17 protein-coding genes are annotated in these 16,366 nt (G+C 62.0%); 7 read left to right on the top strand and 10 right to left on the bottom strand.

Annotated elements, in window-relative coordinates:
* The first annotated feature begins 115 nt into the window (after positions 1-115).
* The 3 genes from mksB to mksF are packed head-to-tail and all read left to right on the top strand — an operon-like array spanning position 116 to position 4,930.
* Complete coding sequence (gene mksB / locus ACNQP3_RS03645; protein ID WP_012270439.1) at positions 116-1,405, top strand: Mks condensin complex protein MksB; 1,290 nt, start codon at positions 116-118, stop codon at positions 1,403-1,405.
* Positions 1,395-2,102: an Mks condensin complex protein MksE gene (mksE, locus tag ACNQP3_RS03640; protein ID WP_179027494.1), complete on the top strand. Its 708-nt coding sequence runs from the start codon at positions 1,395-1,397 to the stop codon at positions 2,100-2,102. Before mksB ends, mksE begins: the two co-directional genes overlap by 11 nt.
* Positions 2,099-4,930 carry an Mks condensin complex protein MksF gene (gene mksF, locus ACNQP3_RS03635; protein WP_012270437.1) on the top strand — a complete coding sequence of 944 codons (2,832 nt, stop codon included), beginning with the start codon at positions 2,099-2,101 and terminating at the stop codon, positions 4,928-4,930. The genes mksE and mksF overlap by 4 nt, the downstream gene beginning before the upstream one ends.
* Before the next feature lie 104 nt (positions 4,931-5,034).
* On the opposite strand, the gene ACNQP3_RS03630 is transcribed toward mksF, so the two are convergent.
* The 5 genes from ACNQP3_RS03630 to rplU all read right to left on the bottom strand — a co-directional run bounded on the left by ACNQP3_RS03630 (position 5,035) and on the right by rplU (position 8,721).
* On the bottom strand, positions 5,035-5,496 hold the full coding sequence (locus tag ACNQP3_RS03630; RefSeq protein WP_012270436.1) for a CreA family protein: 462 nt from the start codon (positions 5,494-5,496) through the stop codon (positions 5,035-5,037).
* Positions 5,493-6,611 (bottom strand): glutamate 5-kinase, encoded by a 1,119-nt coding sequence (gene proB, locus ACNQP3_RS03625; protein ID WP_179027495.1) that lies wholly within the window; start codon positions 6,609-6,611, stop codon positions 5,493-5,495. The genes ACNQP3_RS03630 and proB overlap by 4 nt, the downstream gene beginning before the upstream one ends.
* Positions 6,612-6,696: 85 nt before the next feature.
* Entirely contained in the window at positions 6,697-7,923 is a 1,227-nt protein-coding gene (cgtA, locus tag ACNQP3_RS03620; protein WP_012270434.1) for an Obg family GTPase CgtA, read from the bottom strand.
* A gap of 187 nt (positions 7,924-8,110) precedes the next feature.
* Positions 8,111-8,368: a 50S ribosomal protein L27 gene (gene rpmA, locus ACNQP3_RS03615; protein ID WP_003247464.1), complete on the bottom strand. Its 258-nt coding sequence runs from the start codon at positions 8,366-8,368 to the stop codon at positions 8,111-8,113.
* Positions 8,369-8,406: 38 nt separating this feature from the next.
* Positions 8,407-8,721: a 50S ribosomal protein L21 gene (gene rplU, locus ACNQP3_RS03610; RefSeq protein WP_003247466.1), complete on the bottom strand. Its 315-nt coding sequence runs from the start codon at positions 8,719-8,721 to the stop codon at positions 8,407-8,409.
* 244 nt (positions 8,722-8,965) lie between these two features.
* Between rplU and ACNQP3_RS03605 the strand changes: the two genes are divergently transcribed.
* The 3 genes from ACNQP3_RS03605 (at position 8,966) to ACNQP3_RS03595 (ending at position 10,770) form a co-directional block, all read left to right on the top strand.
* Positions 8,966-9,934: a polyprenyl synthetase family protein gene (locus ACNQP3_RS03605; protein ID WP_012270433.1), complete on the top strand. Its 969-nt coding sequence runs from the start codon at positions 8,966-8,968 to the stop codon at positions 9,932-9,934.
* Between the two features lie 167 nt (positions 9,935-10,101).
* Positions 10,102-10,440, top strand: a complete 339-nt coding sequence (locus ACNQP3_RS03600; RefSeq protein WP_069943228.1) for a zinc ribbon domain-containing protein YjdM — start codon at positions 10,102-10,104, stop codon at positions 10,438-10,440.
* Between the two features lie 84 nt (positions 10,441-10,524).
* The gene (locus tag ACNQP3_RS03595) at positions 10,525-10,770 is read left to right on the top strand and encodes a hypothetical protein (RefSeq protein ID WP_012270431.1); all 246 of its coding nucleotides are present in this window, start codon (positions 10,525-10,527) and stop codon (positions 10,768-10,770) included.
* Positions 10,771-10,898: 128 nt separating this feature from the next.
* Here the strand turns inward: ACNQP3_RS03595 and ACNQP3_RS03590 are convergent, their stop codons facing one another.
* From ACNQP3_RS03590 to ACNQP3_RS03570, 5 genes are all read right to left on the bottom strand, one after another.
* Positions 10,899-11,516: an FKBP-type peptidyl-prolyl cis-trans isomerase gene (locus tag ACNQP3_RS03590; RefSeq protein WP_012270430.1), complete on the bottom strand. Its 618-nt coding sequence runs from the start codon at positions 11,514-11,516 to the stop codon at positions 10,899-10,901.
* Positions 11,517-11,601: 85 nt separating this feature from the next.
* Complete coding sequence (locus tag ACNQP3_RS03585) at positions 11,602-11,907, bottom strand: DUF6482 family protein (protein WP_012270429.1); 306 nt, start codon at positions 11,905-11,907, stop codon at positions 11,602-11,604.
* A 128-nt stretch (positions 11,908-12,035) separates the two neighbouring features.
* Complete coding sequence (locus ACNQP3_RS03580; RefSeq protein ID WP_012270428.1) at positions 12,036-12,524, bottom strand: TIGR00645 family protein; 489 nt, start codon at positions 12,522-12,524, stop codon at positions 12,036-12,038.
* A gap of 109 nt (positions 12,525-12,633) precedes the next feature.
* Entirely contained in the window at positions 12,634-12,972 is a 339-nt protein-coding gene (locus ACNQP3_RS03575; protein WP_003247487.1) for a hypothetical protein, read from the bottom strand.
* A 160-nt stretch (positions 12,973-13,132) separates the two neighbouring features.
* Complete coding sequence (locus ACNQP3_RS03570; RefSeq protein WP_060492883.1) at positions 13,133-15,571, bottom strand: Lon protease family protein; 2,439 nt, start codon at positions 15,569-15,571, stop codon at positions 13,133-13,135.
* Between the two features lie 261 nt (positions 15,572-15,832).
* Here ACNQP3_RS03570 and ACNQP3_RS03565 point away from each other — a divergent pair, with 261 nt between their 5' ends.
* Positions 15,833-16,321, top strand: coding sequence for a DUF3015 domain-containing protein (locus ACNQP3_RS03565; RefSeq protein ID WP_012270426.1), 489 nt, complete (start codon positions 15,833-15,835; stop codon positions 16,319-16,321).
* Positions 16,322-16,366 lie beyond the last annotated feature (45 nt).

Raw genomic sequence — 16,366 nt, 5'->3', positions numbered from 1 at the left:
AACGCCATACACCTACTAGCCATAAGGTTATCCCTCATTACAGACCAAGGGGTGAAAACCTCCCCCCGGGATGCAGTACAATCGCCCCCTTTTTCTTGGCAACGAGTCGAAGCCAATGATCGAACCCAAGCGCGTCCTGCGCGCCCTAGCCGAACACTGGGCCCTGATCGAGCCGCTGTGCGAGCGTTTCGACCAGGGCACCCTGAGCCTGGTCGAGTTGCGCCAGCATGTGGCCCGCCAGCAGCTCGAAAGCACCCCGCAGGACATCACCCAGCTACTCGACGTGTGGATCCGCCTGGATATCCTGGTCCCGGTCGCCAAGAGCCCGAACCGCTTCGAGCTCAACGCGCAGATCCACGACTTCCTCGCCTACCTGCGCCGCGAACACCGGCTGGGTCTGTGCCTGGAAATCGAAGCCTACTTGCGCCACCTGGAACGCCTGGCCGGGCACATCCAGGATGCCTTCGACAATCGCGACAGCGACGACCTGGCGCGCCAGCTGCGCCTGCTCGACATGCGCGTGCGCGATGTGCTGAAAAAGCTCGACAACGACGAGCAGGCGCTGGTGGCCGTGGCCGAACGGGCCAAGACCAGCAACCGCCAGATTCCGCTGCGCCAGCGGTATGCCGAAGTACTCGCCACCTGGGACGAATACGTCGAGCCGATGATCCAGCTGGTCAACGCCGACGGCGCCTTCGAGCAGGGCGTGCGCAAGGTCGAGACCGTGCTGTTGAAGCTGCTGGGCGAACAGGCGCGCCTGGGCCACCTGGTCGATGACGACATGCTGCTGCGCACCCATGCGCGCATCCTCGAAATGCAGACCAGCGCCCAGCTGACCCTGCGCCACGCCCGCGAGCTGCTACTGCCACTGCGCGAAGAAGCACGCCGGCACAATGCCGTGACCCGTGGCGCCGCACTGGCCCTGTCGGTGATCCGGCGCAAGGGCATCGATGCCGTGCCGCAAGCGGCCATGCCGATGTTCACCCGCCCGCAAAGCACCTTCCTTGGCAGTGCCAGCCAGGTCGAGGCCTACGTCTACGCCCTGGCCCGCTTCGAACCCAAGCCAGCGCGCTTCCCCAAGGCCCACAAGACCCAGTCCGGTGCCCTGCCCCGCGCCCCGCGCACGGTGAAAGAAATGGCCGAACGCTGCGAACAAGCCCTGCCGCTGCCTGACCTGATGGTCTGGCTGCTTGAGCAGGAGCCCGAGGGTGCTACGGACGAGTTGCTGTACTGGTTCTCGCGCCTGTCGCGGGAAAAACGCTTCAAGCGCGAACGCCTCGACCGCCGCGAGTACACCACCCAGGAACACCTGGTCAGCCTGCGCTCGTTCGCCCTGACCTCCAGCCGCGAAGACGCCGCCAGCGCGCCTACCGAATCCAACGCGAGCCCAGCCCATGCATCTTGATCTTTCCGAACTGTCCCAGCTCGCGCCGATCTTCCGCGAGCTGTTCAAAGGCTTCCACGTCAGCCGCCGCGACCCCGAGTTGTATGCGCAGCTGTCGAATTTCCAGGACCAGTACCGCACCCTGTTCAAGGCCCTGGGCTTCGAACTGGTGTGCGACACCCGTGGCTTCTACTACTTCGTCCCGGACATGACCGCCGCCCAGGTCAACAAGACCGCGCAGCGCCTGTCGCTGTTCACCTTCATCCTGGTCGAACACCTTGCCGACCAGGGCCGTGACCCGATGGCCGTACTCGACGGCGGCAGCATTGGCCGCGACGAACTGCCCTCGCTGCTGGACAAGTACCGCGACCTGTTCCTGCAAGCCGAAGTGCAGACAGTGGACGAGCTGGAAGAAAAGATCCTGCGGCGCATGACCCAGCTCGGCTTCGCCCACGAGGAAGGTGGTATCTACCGCTTCCTGCCGCCCATGCACCGCTTCCTCGATGTGTGCCTTTCGGTGCAGCAAGACCGCGACCTAGCCGCCACCCTGCACAGCGACCTGCCGCTGCCGCCCCCGGTACTGGTCGAGGAAGAAAGCGCCGAAGAACTCAACCGTACCGACGACCCGCTCGACCTCACGCCCTTCGAGGGCGAGGAAAGCGAAGAGGACGCGCTGGCCCGGGCCATCCGCGAAGAGCAACAGGAGATTGACGCATGAGCCAGGAACGCTACGGCATCCGCCGCTTCGCATTGCTCAACACCGCCGGCTACAGCCTTGGCCTGTTCCCGCTGGAGCACCCGCTGTCGGTGTACGGCGCCAACAACCTGGGTAAATCGGCGTCGATCAACGCCCTGCAATTCCCTATCCTGGCGCGCATGTCGGACATGAGCTTCGGCAAGTACAGCCTCGAGCAGTCGCGCCGCTTCTACTTTGCCAGCGACACCTCGTACATTCTCTGCGAACTGAGCCTGCCCCACGGCCCGCACGTGATCGGCGTGGTCGGGCGCGGCCCGGGTGGCGGTTTCGGCCACCAGTTCTTCGCCTACAAAGGCGAACTGGACCTGGCCCACTACCAGAAAAACGACACCTGCCTACGCCAGAAAGAGCTGTTCACCAACCTCGAGCGCCTTGGCATCAAGGCTTATGAAGTGAAGCCGGACGAACTGCGCCGGTTGCTGGTTGGCGGCCACACCTCGGTGCCGCTGGACCTGACCATGATCCCGCTGCGCTCCACCAGCGAGCAAAGCCTGAAAACCTTCCGCGCGCTGTTCATCAACCTGCTGCACATGCGCGAAATCACCGCGGCCAAGCTCAAGCAGCTGTTCCTCGACGCGTTCGAGCACAGCCTGCGTTCAGGCAGCGTCGACTACATCGCGGCGTGCGAAGAGGCCTTCCGCGACGTACGCCGCATGGAGCAGGACTACAACGCCCTGGTTGCTGCCGGCCCACTGGTCGAGGCCCTGGCTGGTGGTGTTGCCCAGCGCGACATCCTGCGCGGCAAGCTGCACCGCATTTCGCCTGTGCTCGACACCCTGCTGGGCACCTGGCAAGAATACGCCATGGCGCGCAAGGAAGAGCTGGTCATCCAGTCCGAGCACTACCGTGGCGAGCAGGACCGCCTGCAGAACGATCAGCGCGGCGGTACCCAGGAACTGATGCGCCTGGAACGTGAAATCACCGGTATCCAGCGCTGGCTGGGCGAGCTGTCGGTGCTCAAGCACCGCTTCGCCCTGGTCGATGACGTCAAGGTGCTGGAGCAGCAGTTGCTGGCGGCCAAGGACGCCCACGACGAACTGGCCGGCGCCCTGGCCCAGTCGCGGCAGTTCAGTGCCGAAGACCTGGACGAGCGCGTACGCGACCTGGAAAAACGCCTGAAGCAGGTCAAGCAGCAGCTGGACCACGCCGACAACAACAGCTACGCCCGCCTGCGCGAAGAGTTCTCGCAGCAGGACGTCGACCGCCTGATGCGCCTGTTCAACGGCGCACTGTTCAGCCTGCCGCTGGGCGACCGTGGCATCGAGCTGGACGACAGCGACCTGTGGGTGAAAACGCTGGAAGCGGTGCTGGATGGCTTCAAGGGCGAACGTTTCGAAGCCCCGGGCCTGGCCATCGACTTGACCCACATCGACCCGCCGGCACTGCAAGCCCTGGCGGACCGCGCCGCCCTGCGCGACCAGAAAGAGCGCCTGGAAAAAGAGCTGAAGCAGCTCAAGACCCAGCAAGCCGTGGCCGCCGACCGCTCCGCCTCCAAAGCGCAGACCGAAACCCTGTACCAGGAAGTGCTGGATGCGCAGAAAGCGCTGGAGGACTTCCGCCGCAGCCAAACCCTGGCCGCCGAAGAGCCCGAGAAGCTGGAACAGCTGTCGCAACTGGAAGCCGCCCAGGACGAACTCAAGCGCTCCAGCGATGCCTTCACCGAGCGTGTCCAGCAGCTGTCGGCCAAGCTGCAGCTGGTCGGTAGGCAGCTTGGTGACCTGGAGTCCAAGCAGCGCACCCTGGAAGACGCCCTGCGTCGTCGCCAACTGCTACCGGCCGACCTGCCCTATGGCACGCCGTTCATGGAAGCCATCGACGACTCGATGGACAACCTGCTGCCGCTGCTCAACGACTACCAGGACAGCTGGCAAGGCCTGCAACGTGTGGATAACCAGATCGAGGCGCTGTACGCCCAGGTGCGTCTGAAAGGCGTGGCCAAGTTCGACAGCGAAGACGACATGGAACGCCGCCTGCAGTTGCTGGTGAACGCTTATGCGCACCGAACCGACGAGGCCCTGACCCTGGCCAAGGCCCGCCGCGCTGCAGTCACCGACATCGCCCGTACCCTGCGCAACATCCGCAGCGACTACGACAGCCTCGAGCACCAGCTGGCCTTGTTCAACCGCGAGATCAACAAGCGCCAGGTGTCCAACCTGGAAAGCTTCCGCGTGGTACTGGCGCCGAACAAGGAAGCGCTCAAGCACATCGACCAGATCATCCACAGTGCCGGCCAGTACGAAGAAGGCGAAACCCTGTCGGTGTTCGACCTGACCCAAAGTGCCGATCAGGACAACAAGAACGAAGAGGCCAAGGAATACCTGGCACGCCTGGTGGCAGCCAACCACAACCAGTTGGGCCTCAAGGACCTGTTCGAGCTGGCGTTCGAGATCACCAAGGTCAACGGCCAGCCGATCATCCACGCCGACATCGACGGCGCAGCGTCCAACGGCACCACCATGACCATCAAGGCGCTGACCAACATGTACCTGTTGCTGCACCTGATGGACCGCGACCTGGCCGGTCGCATTCGCCTGCCGTACTACCTGGACGAAGCGGCGGACATCGACGAACGCAACCAGGCGGCACTGCTGGAAACCAGCCTGCAGCTGGGCTTCGTGCCGATTCTGGCGAGCGTGAAGCCGCAGGTATCGGCACGCGTGGCGATCGACCTGGAAGGTGGCAGCGGGCCAAACGGCATCTACATCGACGAGGCGGACTGGAAGTTCATCAGCCGGCTGGATGAAGTGAAGGCGGTTGTGCGTGAGGATCAGGCCGAGGAATTGGCCTGATATCGGTGTGATGGGGCCGCTCCTACAGGGATATGTGCTCCCCTGTAGGAGCGGCCTTGTGTCGCGAAAGGAGGCCGAAGGCCTCCCGGCAATCTACCAGGCTATCAATGAGCCCAAGGCAAGATCGGTATCGCGGTCACCGCATTCTGCGGGCTGCCTTCGATCATGCGGTCGCTGTACACCAGGTACACCAGCGTATTGCGCTTCTTGTCCAAAAAGCGCACCACCTGCATGGTCTTGAACACCAGCGAGGTGCGTTCCTTGAACACTTCCTCGCCATCCTTCAACTCACCCTTGAAGTTGATCGGCCCGACCTGACGGCAGGCAATCGACGCCTCCGCACGGTCTTCCGCCAGCCCCAAGCCACCCTTCATGCCGCCAGTCTTGGCCCGTGACAGGTAGCAGGTCACGCCCTCGACCTTGGGATCGTCAAACGCTTCGACCACAATGCGGTCGTTCGGCCCAAGGAACTTGAAGACCGTGGACACCTGGCCGACTTCCTCGGCCCCGGCCAGCATTGGCAGTGCCAGCGCTGCCACGGCAATCACCCGCTTGAACAGGCTCATACCAGCACCAGATTGTCGCGGTGTACCAGCTCAGGCTCGGCGCTGTAGCCAAGAATCGACTCGATCGCGTCCGAGGGCTGGCCAATGATCTTCTGCGCCTCCAGGGCGCTGTAGTTGGCAAGGCCGCGGGCCACCTCGATACCGTCCGGGCCAACACACACCACCATCTCGCCACGGCGGAAGCTGCCCTGCACGGTCTTCACGCCGACCGGCAACAGGCTCTTGTTGGCCTGGCGCAGTGCCTGCACGGCACCGGCATCCAGCACCAGGGTGCCACGGGTCTGCAGGTGGCCTGCCAGCCATTGTTTGCGCGCAGCGAGCATGCCGCGCTCGGGCGACAGCAAGGTACCCAGGCGCTCGCCCGCCTTGAGGCGATCCAGCACGCGCTCGATGCGGCCACCGATGATGATGGTGTGGGCACCGGAACGGGCAGCCAGGCGCGCTGCGCGCAGCTTGGTCTGCATGCCGCCACGACCCAGGGCACCACCGGTACCACCGGCCACGGCATCCAACGACGGGTCGTCGGCACGGGCTTCGTAAATCAGTTGGGCTTGCGGGTTGTTACGCGGGTCGGCGTCGAACATACCATCGCGGTCGGTGAGGATCACCAGCAGGTCGGCCTCGACCAAGTTGGCTACCAGCGCCGCCAGGGTGTCGTTGTCACCGAAGCGGATTTCGTCGGTGACCACGGTGTCGTTTTCGTTGATTACCGGCACCACACCCAGGTCGACCAAAGTGCGCAAGGTGCTGCGGGCGTTCAGGTAACGCTTGCGGTCGGACAGGTCGTCATGGGTCAAGAGGATCTGCGCGGTGTGCTTGCCGTGTTCGCCAAAGCTCGACTCCCAGGCCTGCACCAGGCGCATCTGGCCGAGCGAGGCCGCCGCCTGCAGCTCGTTCATCGCGCTCGGTCGCGTAGTCCAGCCCAGCTGGCTCATGCCGGCAGCAACGGCCCCGGAGGAGACCAGTACCAACTCCACGCCTGCCTCACGCAGCGCGACCATCTGCTCGACCCAAACGGCCATGGCGCCGCGGTCGAGGCCCTTGCCATCGGCGGTCAGCAGAGCACTGCCAATCTTCACGACCCAGCGCTTGGCGCCCGTCACCTTGCTTCGCATCTTCTTCCAACCTATGTCGAATCTGTAGATACCGTGGATACAAAAACGCCGCTCCAGAGAGCGGCGTTTAGTGTACTGCAACCGATCAGTCGCGCACGTAAATGATTTCCGGGCCGTCTTCGTCGTCCTCGAAATCATCGTCCCAACCGTCATCGTCGCCGATGTCGTGCACGCTCTTGACGCCGGTGCGACGCAGGGTACGGGCGTCGTCCAGGGCCTGCAGCTGGGCACGGGCTTCGTCTTCGATGCGCTGGTCGAGGTCGGCCAGCTCTTCGGCGTAGGCCGGGTCGTTGGCCAGGCGATCGGCGCGGTCTTCGAGGTAGCGCATCAGGTCATGGCTGAGCTTGTCGGTACCCTGCTTGGAGATAGCCGAGATCACGTAGACCGGGCCTTCCCACTCGAGGCGATCAATCACTTCCTGAACACGTTCATCACGCTCGTCGTCCATGACCATGTCCGACTTGTTCAGTACCAGCCAACGCTCACGCTCGGCCAGCGACGGGCTGAAGCGGGTCAGCTCGTTGACGATGACTTCGGCGGCATCGGCCGGGCTGCTTTCATCCAGCGGCGCGATATCCACCAGGTGCAGCAGTACGCGAGTACGCGCCAGGTGCTTGAGGAAGCGGATACCCAGGCCGGCACCCTCGGAAGCGCCTTCGATCAGGCCGGGGATGTCGGCGATGACGAAGCTCTTCCAGCGGTCGACGCTGACCACGCCCAGGTTTGGCACCAGGGTGGTGAACGGGTAGTCGGCCACTTTCGGCTTGGCGGCCGAGACCGAGCGAATGAAGGTACTCTTGCCGGCGTTCGGCAGGCCCAGCAGGCCGACGTCGGCCAACACCTTCATTTCCATCTTCAAGTCACGCTGGTCACCCGGTTTGCCTGGGGTGGTCTGGCGCGGCGCACGGTTGGTGCTGGACTTGAAGCGGGTGTTGCCCAGGCCGTGCCAGCCGCCTTGTGCAACCATCAGCTTCTGGCCAGGGGTCACCAGGTCACCGATCACTTCCTGGGTCGAGGCGTCAATCACGGTGGTGCCGACCGGCACGCGCAGGAACAGGTCTTCACCCTTCTTGCCGGTGCAGTCGGTGCTGCCGCCGTTGGAGCCGCGCTGGGCTTCGTGGTGACGGGTGTAGCGGTAGTCGACCAGGGTGTTCAGGTTTTCGTCGGCAACCATGTACACCGAGCCACCATCACCGCCGTCACCGCCGTTGGGGCCACCGTTCTCGATGAATTTCTCGCGACGGAAGCTCATGCAACCGTTGCCGCCGTCACCGGCTTTGACCCGAATCGATACTTCGTCAACAAACTTCATTAAAACCGCCTCTCGTCGGCAGACGAGCTGAATGACTCAAAACATGAGGCTCTTGCAAAAATGAGCGCGGCGGCCCCGTACGACCGTAGAAACCAACGCCGGCAACCCAGACAAACAGCTTTGCAAGAGGCTCACCACAAACGAAAAAGCCCCGTCGCATGACGGGGCTTCTGGAGCGACGTCGCGATTAAGCGGCGACGATGCTCACGTAACGGCGCATGAACTCGCCTTTCTTCTCGAACTTGATCACGCCTTCGATCTTGGCGAACAAGGTGTGGTCCTTGCCCATGCCAACGCCGTAGCCAGCGTGGAATTCGGTGCCGCGCTGACGGACGATGATGTTGCCTGGCTTGATAACCTGGCCGCCATACATCTTCACGCCAAGGCGTTTAGATTCTGAGTCGCGACCGTTACGAGTACTACCACCAGCCTTCTTGTGAGCCATGGTTCAATTCTCCAAATAAATTCAGGGGATCTAGGGGATTAAGCCTGGATGCCGGTGATTTTGATCTCGGTGAACCACTGGCGGTGGCCCATACGCTTCATGTGGTGCTTACGACGACGGAACTTGATGATGCGAACCTTGTCGTGGCGGCCTTGCGAAACGACTTCGGCCACTACTTTAGCGCCAGCAACAACTGGAGCACCGATGGTGACTTCTTCACCGTTGGCGACCAGCAGAACGCGATCGAAGGTCACGGATTCGCCAGTGGCGACTTCCAGTTTTTCGATCTTGAGGAATTCACCTTCAGCGACTTTGTACTGCTTGCCGCCGGTAACGATTACTGCGTAAGACATGGTATTTCTCCGATAATCCTGCTCACCCAGCGCTTTATATGATGAGTATTGGCTGGCATGGCTGCACAGGGCTGGAACGGCCCGGCGCAATTGCGTAAGGCAGGTGCTGCCCAGGAAGTTAGGGTGCGCGATTGTACGCAACCGCGGTTTTGCTTGCAAGTACCGCCCCCGGCCAGCTGGCACCGCGCCTTGACACACCGGGACCCGCGACCTAGCATGCCGCGCAACCTCACTGGAGCAGCCGATGCAACCCCAAACCTTCTACCGCGCGGTGGCTGATGATTTCAGCGCCGTCGACGAGATCATCAAGAAGCAGCTGACCTCGCGCGTGCCGCTGGTATCGAAGATCGGCGACTATATCACGTCGGCCGGTGGCAAGCGCCTGCGTCCCCTGCTGGTACTGCTGTGTGGCAAGGCCCTGGGCCGTGAAGGCGACGACCTGCGTCTGCTGGCCGCCACCATTGAATTCCTGCACACCGCCACCCTGCTGCACGACGACGTGGTCGACATGTCCGGCATGCGCCGTGGCCGCTCCACCGCCAATGCCCTGTGGGGCAATGCGCCGAGCGTATTGGTGGGTGACTTCCTTTATTCGCGCTCGTTCGAAATGATGGTCGAACTGGGCTCGATGCCGGTCATGCAGATCCTCTCCAAGGCCACCCGGGTGATTGCCGAGGGTGAAGTGCTGCAGCTGTCGCGGGTACGCGACGCCAGCACCACCGAGGAGGTCTACATGGAGGTGATTCGCGGCAAGACCGCGATGCTGTTCGAAGCCTCGACCCACAGCGCCGCAGCGCTGGCCGAAGCCACTGATGAGCAGCGCGAAGCCCTGCGCACCTTCGGCGACCACCTGGGCGTGGCCTTCCAACTGGTCGACGACCTGCTGGACTACAAGGGTGACTCGCAAACCCTGGGCAAGAACGTCGGTGACGACCTGGCCGAAGGCAAGCCTACCCTGCCGCTGATCTACACCATGCGCGAAGGCACTGCCGAGCAGGCCGCACTGGTTCGCCAGGCGATCCAGAAGGGTGGCCTGGAGGATCTGGAGCAGATTCGCGTGGCGGTCGAAGAGTCCGGCGCACTGAAGTACACCGCAGAGCTGGCGCGTGATTATGTGAAGCGTGCCATTGCATGCCTCGAAGTACTACCAGCCAGCGAATACCGGGATGCGCTGGTTGAGCTGAGCGAGTTTGCGGTCGCGCGTACTCACTGACAGACAGAGTCGTCTTCATTCGCGGGCAAGCCCGCTCCTACAAGGACTGCGCCGCCTGTAGGAGCGTGCTTGCCCGCGATGCTTTTGTCCGGACATAACCACTTCTGGAAAAATACCTTTTACAATGTGGGCTTTTAACCGCCCGTCTGTTTGTTTGAGGATCCGAAGTGAGCACTCTGCCACCCTGCCCAAAATGCAACTCCGAATACACCTATGAGGATGGCACTCAGCTGATCTGCCCTGAATGCGCCCACGAGTGGTCGGCCAGCGGCGATGCCGAGGCCATCGACGAGGTGGTGAAAAAGGACTCGGTCGGCAACATCCTGCAGGACGGCGACACCGTCACCGTGATCAAGGACCTCAAGGTCAAAGGTTCGTCCCTGGTGGTCAAGGTTGGCACCAAGGTCAAAAACATCCGCCTGTGTGACGGCGACCACGATATCGACTGCAAAATCGACGGTATCGGCGCCATGAAGCTGAAGTCCGAATTCGTGCGCAAAGTCTGATTACACAAAAATCCGCCAATTGGCGCTTGCTATTTTGATAATAAGAATTATTCTCATTGGAACCGCTTTCCAAGGAGAATAGCCATGACTTATCTGATCGACGCCTGGCTGGACCGCCCTCACCCCTACCTGCGCATTCTTCATCGGGAAACCGGCGAAGTGTGTGCGGTGCTTGAACAAGATGCACTTGACGAATTGCGTGACCAGGGCGACCTGGACATGAGCGGGTTGAATTCGAGTGAACCTGGGGTACTGAAGGAATTGGTGCGGAACTTGTTTCTGTTCTGCTATGCGCGGGCATTGCGCCCGATGGGGACAGATTGGAATTGAGGCCAGCAGGGCTGGCCTCTTCGCGAGCAAGCCCGCTCCCACAGCGACCGCGCAAGGTTTGAGTTCTGCGCAATACCTGGAGGAGCGGGCTTGCCCGCGAATGGGCCGCAATGCGGCCCCGAGGGGCATTACAGAACGTCGAGCAACTCGACGTCGAACACCAGTACGCTGTGCGGCGGGATGCTGCCAACGCCTTGGGCACCGTAAGCCAGCTCGCTCGGCACGTACAGGCGCCATTTGCTGCCAGCGTTCATCAGCTGCAGGGCTTCGGTCCAGCCAGCGATCACACCACCAACCGGGAATTCAGCCGGCTGGCCGCGCTCGTAGGAGCTGTCGAACACGGTGCCGTCGATCAGGGTGCCGTGGTAGTGCGTACGCACGTTGCTTTCGCGGGTCGGCTTGGCGCCTTCACCTGCGGTCAGTACTTCGAACTGCAGGCCCGAAGCCAGGGTGGTGATGCCATCACGCTTGGCGTTTTCGGCCAGGAATTCCTTGCCAGCGCCAGCAGCGGCTTCAGCCTTGGCGGCCGCTTCGGCTTGCATGATGTCACGGATCACTTTGAAGCTGGCCGACAGGTCGGCTTCGCTGACGCGGCTGTCGGCGCCGTTGAAGGCGTCGGTCAGGCCGGCCAGGATGGCTTCCAGGCTGACGCCTGGTGGCGGGTTGTCGCGCAGCTGGCCGCCCAGCTGACGGCCGATACCGTAGCTGACGCGCGTTTCGTCGGTGGACAGATTGAGTTCGGACATTGTCGTGCTCCACTGCAGGGCGCAGTGCAGCCGCGCCCTTGATGAAAAGGGCGAGCAGCCTAGCACACTGGGGCGCGGCGAGCAGCTACCAGGCCGAGCGCTGGGAGATCGGCACCTTCAGGTCTTCTTCCGGGTGCGTACCCATGCCGCACATTTCGTCCTGCACCGACCAATGCACCAGGTTCATCGAGACCATGGGGATGGTTTGCAGCAACTTGCGCGCATCTTCCACCGAGTGCACGCGCAAGCGTTCACCACGGGTATCGGACAGAGGGTGAGCGTGGCCTTTGACCCGGGCCTCGAGCAGGTAGTCACCGCCTTCGATGGCGATCAGGTTCAGTTCGTCGACATGGCCAGCCCTGGCCTCGGTGTTGAGCTGATGCAGGTTCATGAGAGCACCTCGCGATGAGAACCACGCATGAGTGCTCATTTTTTCTACAGGCCAGCCGAAAGCACAAGCCAGAAACAACACCGCCCGTCCGTTTTGCAACGGACGGGCGGTGAATGCAGCAACCTGGCTTAGTGCTTGGTCAGCTTGTCCAGGTAGCCCATGCAAAACGCCGAGATCACGAAGGTCATGTGGATGATCACGTACCACATCAGGTAATCGGTGGAGATGTTCTGCGCATCCATGAACACCCGCAGCAGGTGAATCGACGAAATCGCCACGATCGATGCGGCAACTTTCATCTTCAGCGACGAAGAGTCCATCTTGCCGAGCCAGTTGAGCTTTTCCTTGCTTTCGTCGATGTCCAGTTGCGAAACGAAGTTCTCGTACCCGGAGATCATCACCATGACCAGCAGGCCACCCACCAGCGACATGTCGATCAGCGACAAGATCACCAGGATCAGGTCGGCTTCGCTCAGGGCGAAGACGTTGGGCAGGACATGGACCACTTCCTGGAAGAATTTCAGTGCCAGGGCCAGCAAGCCAAGGGACAGGCCGAAGTAGATCGGGGCGAGCAGCCAGCGCGAGGCATACATCGCGTTTTCGAGGATACGTTCCATGAAGTTCAGGACTCATCAGGTGACTAAAAATCGACGGCGAGTATAGCCAGCCACCTGTTACAGCAAAAGCCCGGTGAACGGGGGGCTGTTTTACAGCCCCGGCAATCGTTCAGGTCTCTGGATGAAACTGGTAATCCCCAAGATTACGGCACCGCTCGCCATTGATCCGCCGTAACTGCGCCTGCAAATGCAAACACCAGATCTGCGGGTCTTCGGCCACCTGGTACCCATGCAAGGTCAGGCTGTCGACGATGGCATTGAGCACTGATTCGGCCACCAGCGGCCCATGAAACGGCCCCTGCGCCTTGATCGCGGAAGGTTGTTCACCGGCCATGCCGGCGGCGAACAGCAACGTCCACATGCCGTTGTCCCCGGCCAGTGGGCGGATGCTGCATTCGATGCGGGTCACCAGGCCCAGGCACTGGCGTGTGAGGCTGAGGTTGCGCATGGCCGCGTCCCCTCCAAAAAGCCTTGTTCAGCCTGAACCTCAGGCTGTTTCCATCCTGAACCTGATACCGTCCTTAAGTTCCAGCATAGAAGAACAGTACAGAAAGATGGAAAACCGGCGCTGAACGGTAGCACATCGCCGCCAGCGCCAGTTTATTGACTCAAGCCGGTTTGGCCTTGGCAATCACCTCTTCCAGGTGTTCCTTTTCTGCCTTCTCGATTTCTTCTTCGCTGATCATCTCGGCAATTTCACGCAGGCGCTCCACCACCCGAGCATTGACGCTGCCCTCGGTGAACAGCCCCTTGTCGTCGAGCACCCCGGCCTCCTCGCCCACCAGCAGGCTCAGCGCCTCATCAGCCTGGCTGACCGCATAGACGTGGAACATGCCGTTCTCCACGGCCTGCAGCACGCGCTCATCAAGCATCAGGGTGGCAACGTTGGCACGCGGAATGATCACCCCCTGCTCGCCCGTCAGGCCTCGCGCCTCGCAGAGGCGGAAGAAGCCCTCGATCTTCTCGTTGACCCCGCCCACTGCCTGCACTTCACCAAACTGGTTGATGGAACCAGTGATAGCGAAACACTGCTTGAGCGGCGTGCGCGACAAGGCTGAAATCAGCGTGCAGGCTTCGCCCAGCGAGGCGCTGTCACCGTCCACGTAGCCGTAGGACTGTTCCAGGGCGATGCTCGCGGAAATCGCCAGCGGGAATTCCTGGGCATAGCGGCTGCCCAGATAACCGGTAAGGATCATCACGCCTTTGGAGTGGATCGGCTGGCCAAGGTTGACCTCACGCTCGATGTCGACAATGCCGCTGCCGCCTGGGTACACAGTGGCCGAAATACGTGCCGGCATACCGAACGCCGAGTCGCCCACCTCCAGCACCGTGAGGCCGTTGCACTTGCCGATTGCAGCACCTTCGGTATCGATGAGGATGATGCCGGCGAGCATGTCGTCCAGCACCCGCTGCGACACACGCCCGGTGCGGGTGGCCTTGGCCTTGAGCGCACGCTCGATGTGGCCGGCGTCGGTCATTTCGTCACTGGCCAGCTGGCGAATGAAATCAGCCTCGCTCACCAACTGGAACAGGTCGCCGATACGCGCCGACAGGCGCGACTGGTTTTCAGCCAGGCGAGCGCTGTAGGTGGCCAGGCGCGCCACGGCGTCGCTGGTCAGCGGCGCCATGCCCTCTTCGTTGGTGCGGGTGCGCAACAGCTGGGCGAACTGCTCCAGGTTCTCGTCGACCATCGGCATGTCTTCGTCGAAGTCCACCAGCACGCGGAACATCTCCTGGAAGTCCGGGTCGTGGTCCTGCAGCGCGTAGTACAGCTGGCGCGAGCCGATGATCACCAGTTTGACGTTGAGCGGAATCATCTGCGGCTGCAGGCTGACCGTGGCGACACGGCCCAGTTCACCGATCGGCGACTCCATCTTCAGCTTGCGCGACTGCAGTGCACGCTTGAGCGCATCCCAAACGAACGGCTCGCCCAGCATCTTCTCGGCTTCAAGAATCAAGAAGCCACCGTTGGCACGGTGCAGCGCGCCTGGGCGCAGTTGGCGATAGGAGGTGTACAGCGCGCCTTGGTCGGTGCTGTATTCGATACGGCCGAACAGGTTGTCATAGGTCGGATGCGGCTCGAACACCACCGGCGCGCCGCCGGCTGCGTGATGGCCCACCACCAGGCTGGGCGCGTACTGCTCTTCGAGCAGCTTGCGGGCCACGGCGTCGGTCTTGCTGTCATCCACCAGTTGCTCGACCACGGTACGCAGCAGGTTCAACTGCACCGATTGCAGGTATGCGCAGACCGCCGCGTTCTCGGCGTACTTTTCCGACAGCGGCGCCAACAGCGGCTGCAGCGCCAGGGTGATGGTTTCTTCGTTCAGATGGCGCAGTTGGTTGTTCGACTCGCGCTTCCACTGCGGCAAGCTGGCCAGCTCTTCGTTCAGCTGTTCCTCGAGCAAGGCAATGTCTTCGTGGAACTGCTCGCGTACCGCTTCCGGCAACTGGGCGAACTCGGCTTCATCCAGCGCCTTGCCATCGGCCATCGGCGTGAAGGCGACGTTGCTGGCATCGCGATACAAGGCCACGTCTTTTTCCAGCGATGCGCGCTCTATCACGTCCAGGGCGCGGTCATAGCGCTGGTTGAAGGCACGGTCGATAGCACCCTTCTTCTGCTGATAGGACGGGTGTTCGAAAACGGCAGGGAACGTGGACAGCAGGTTGTCGATCAACCCGCCCATGTCGCTGATGAACTCGGCGGCGCTCCCGGACGGCAGCTCCAGTGCCCGTGGCTCACGGGTGTCGTCGAAGTGGTTGACGTAGACCCAGTCGGCCGGGGTCTGCTGGCGCTTGCCCTCGGCCTTGAGGTAGCGCTTTACGAACGAGAAGCGCCCGGTACCGGGCTCACCCATTACATACACGTTGTAACCAGGGCGCGGCATGGCCACGCCAAACTGCAGGGCCTCGACAGCACGCTCCTGGCCCAGGACTCCGCGAAACGGCTCCAGATCGTCGGTATTGGTAAAGGCAAACTGCTCGGGGGAGAAACGCCGGGTCAGGGCTTCAGGCGCGAGACGCAGGCGCGCAGCGACAGGATCGGGCATTGGGTTTCCTTACTTCGGCGGGCAGATGACCAGCATTCTGGCGCTGCCCCAGCGCGCCTTGCAAGGCTCTACGGGACTTTAATATCGCGGCAGGTCTTAGCCCGTGCAGGTCATGTAACAGCAAATTTTTCGCAATCAACAACGCAACCTTTAGATCGTGCCTAAACTCCAAGCTGCGCGGGTGGGTGAAAAGCTTTCCCGACCTGGCAACCGAGTTGCCAGAAACCCTGACCCTTGGTTAAGACAAAGAGAACAAATGCTATGAAACGGATTCTTCTGGGTACTCTGTTCACCGTGGTCTCGCTGAACGCCATGGCCGAAGCGCCTGGCGGCCCGAACTGCGGCTGGGGCAACATGCTGTTCGAAGGCCAGCGCGGCACGCCGGCACACTTCCTGGCTTCCACCACCAACGGCACCTCCGGTAACGCCACCTTCGGCATGACCTCCGGCACCAACGGCTGCTCGACCAAGGCTTCGCTGACCTACGGCGGCAAGTCCTGGTTCGCCATGAACGGCATGATGAACGAGCTGTCCGAAGACATGGCCATGGGCCAGGGCGAAGCACTGACCACCTATGCCGTCGTCCTTGGTGTGGCCCCGGAAGACCGCGGCTACTTCAACTCGGTCACCCACCAGCACTTCAACCAAATCTTCAGCAGCGCCGACGTCACTGCCGAAACGGTTCACAGCAACACCCTGGCCGTTCTGAAAAGCGACCCACGCCTGGCCAAATACGCCACCGAGGCCTAAGCACAGCTGCTCCCGCCCCACCCGGGGCGGGTTTCGCCTTTTTCG

The sequence above is a fragment of the Pseudomonas sp. LFS074 genome, assembly GCF_047978165.1.
Lineage (GTDB): Bacteria > Pseudomonadota > Gammaproteobacteria > Pseudomonadales > Pseudomonadaceae > Aquipseudomonas > Aquipseudomonas putida_P.
This window is presented reverse-complemented; position numbering and strand designations above follow the sequence as displayed.

Bases quoted from the DNA above. Each gene is read 5' to 3' on its own strand.
- ACNQP3_RS03580 (WP_012270428.1), bottom strand. From the start codon at position 12,524: ATGGAACGTATCCTCGAAAACGCGATGTATGCCTCGCGCTGGCTGCTC.
- ACNQP3_RS03570 (WP_060492883.1), bottom strand. From the start codon at position 15,571: ATGCCCGATCCTGTCGCTGCGCGCCTGCGTCTCGCGCCTGAAGCCCTG.
- rplU (WP_003247466.1), bottom strand. From the start codon at position 8,721: ATGTCTTACGCAGTAATCGTTACCGGCGGCAAGCAGTACAAAGTCGCT.
- ACNQP3_RS03565 (WP_012270426.1), top strand. From the start codon at position 15,833: ATGAAACGGATTCTTCTGGGTACTCTGTTCACCGTGGTCTCGCTGAAC.
- mksF (WP_012270437.1), top strand. From the start codon at position 2,099: ATGAGCCAGGAACGCTACGGCATCCGCCGCTTCGCATTGCTCAACACC.
- ACNQP3_RS03585 (WP_012270429.1), bottom strand. From the start codon at position 11,907: ATGAACCTGCATCAGCTCAACACCGAGGCCAGGGCTGGCCATGTCGAC.
- proB (WP_179027495.1), bottom strand. From the start codon at position 6,611: ATGCGAAGCAAGGTGACGGGCGCCAAGCGCTGGGTCGTGAAGATTGGC.
- ACNQP3_RS03590 (WP_012270430.1), bottom strand. From the start codon at position 11,516: ATGTCCGAACTCAATCTGTCCACCGACGAAACGCGCGTCAGCTACGGT.
- rpmA (WP_003247464.1), bottom strand. From the start codon at position 8,368: ATGGCTCACAAGAAGGCTGGTGGTAGTACTCGTAACGGTCGCGACTCA.
- ACNQP3_RS03630 (WP_012270436.1), bottom strand. From the start codon at position 5,496: ATGAGCCTGTTCAAGCGGGTGATTGCCGTGGCAGCGCTGGCACTGCCA.
- mksE (WP_179027494.1), top strand. From the start codon at position 1,395: ATGCATCTTGATCTTTCCGAACTGTCCCAGCTCGCGCCGATCTTCCGC.
- ACNQP3_RS03595 (WP_012270431.1), top strand. From the start codon at position 10,525: ATGACTTATCTGATCGACGCCTGGCTGGACCGCCCTCACCCCTACCTG.
- mksB (WP_012270439.1), top strand. From the start codon at position 116: ATGATCGAACCCAAGCGCGTCCTGCGCGCCCTAGCCGAACACTGGGCC.
- ACNQP3_RS03605 (WP_012270433.1), top strand. From the start codon at position 8,966: ATGCAACCCCAAACCTTCTACCGCGCGGTGGCTGATGATTTCAGCGCC.
- ACNQP3_RS03575 (WP_003247487.1), bottom strand. From the start codon at position 12,972: ATGCGCAACCTCAGCCTCACACGCCAGTGCCTGGGCCTGGTGACCCGC.
- cgtA (WP_012270434.1), bottom strand. From the start codon at position 7,923: ATGAAGTTTGTTGACGAAGTATCGATTCGGGTCAAAGCCGGTGACGGC.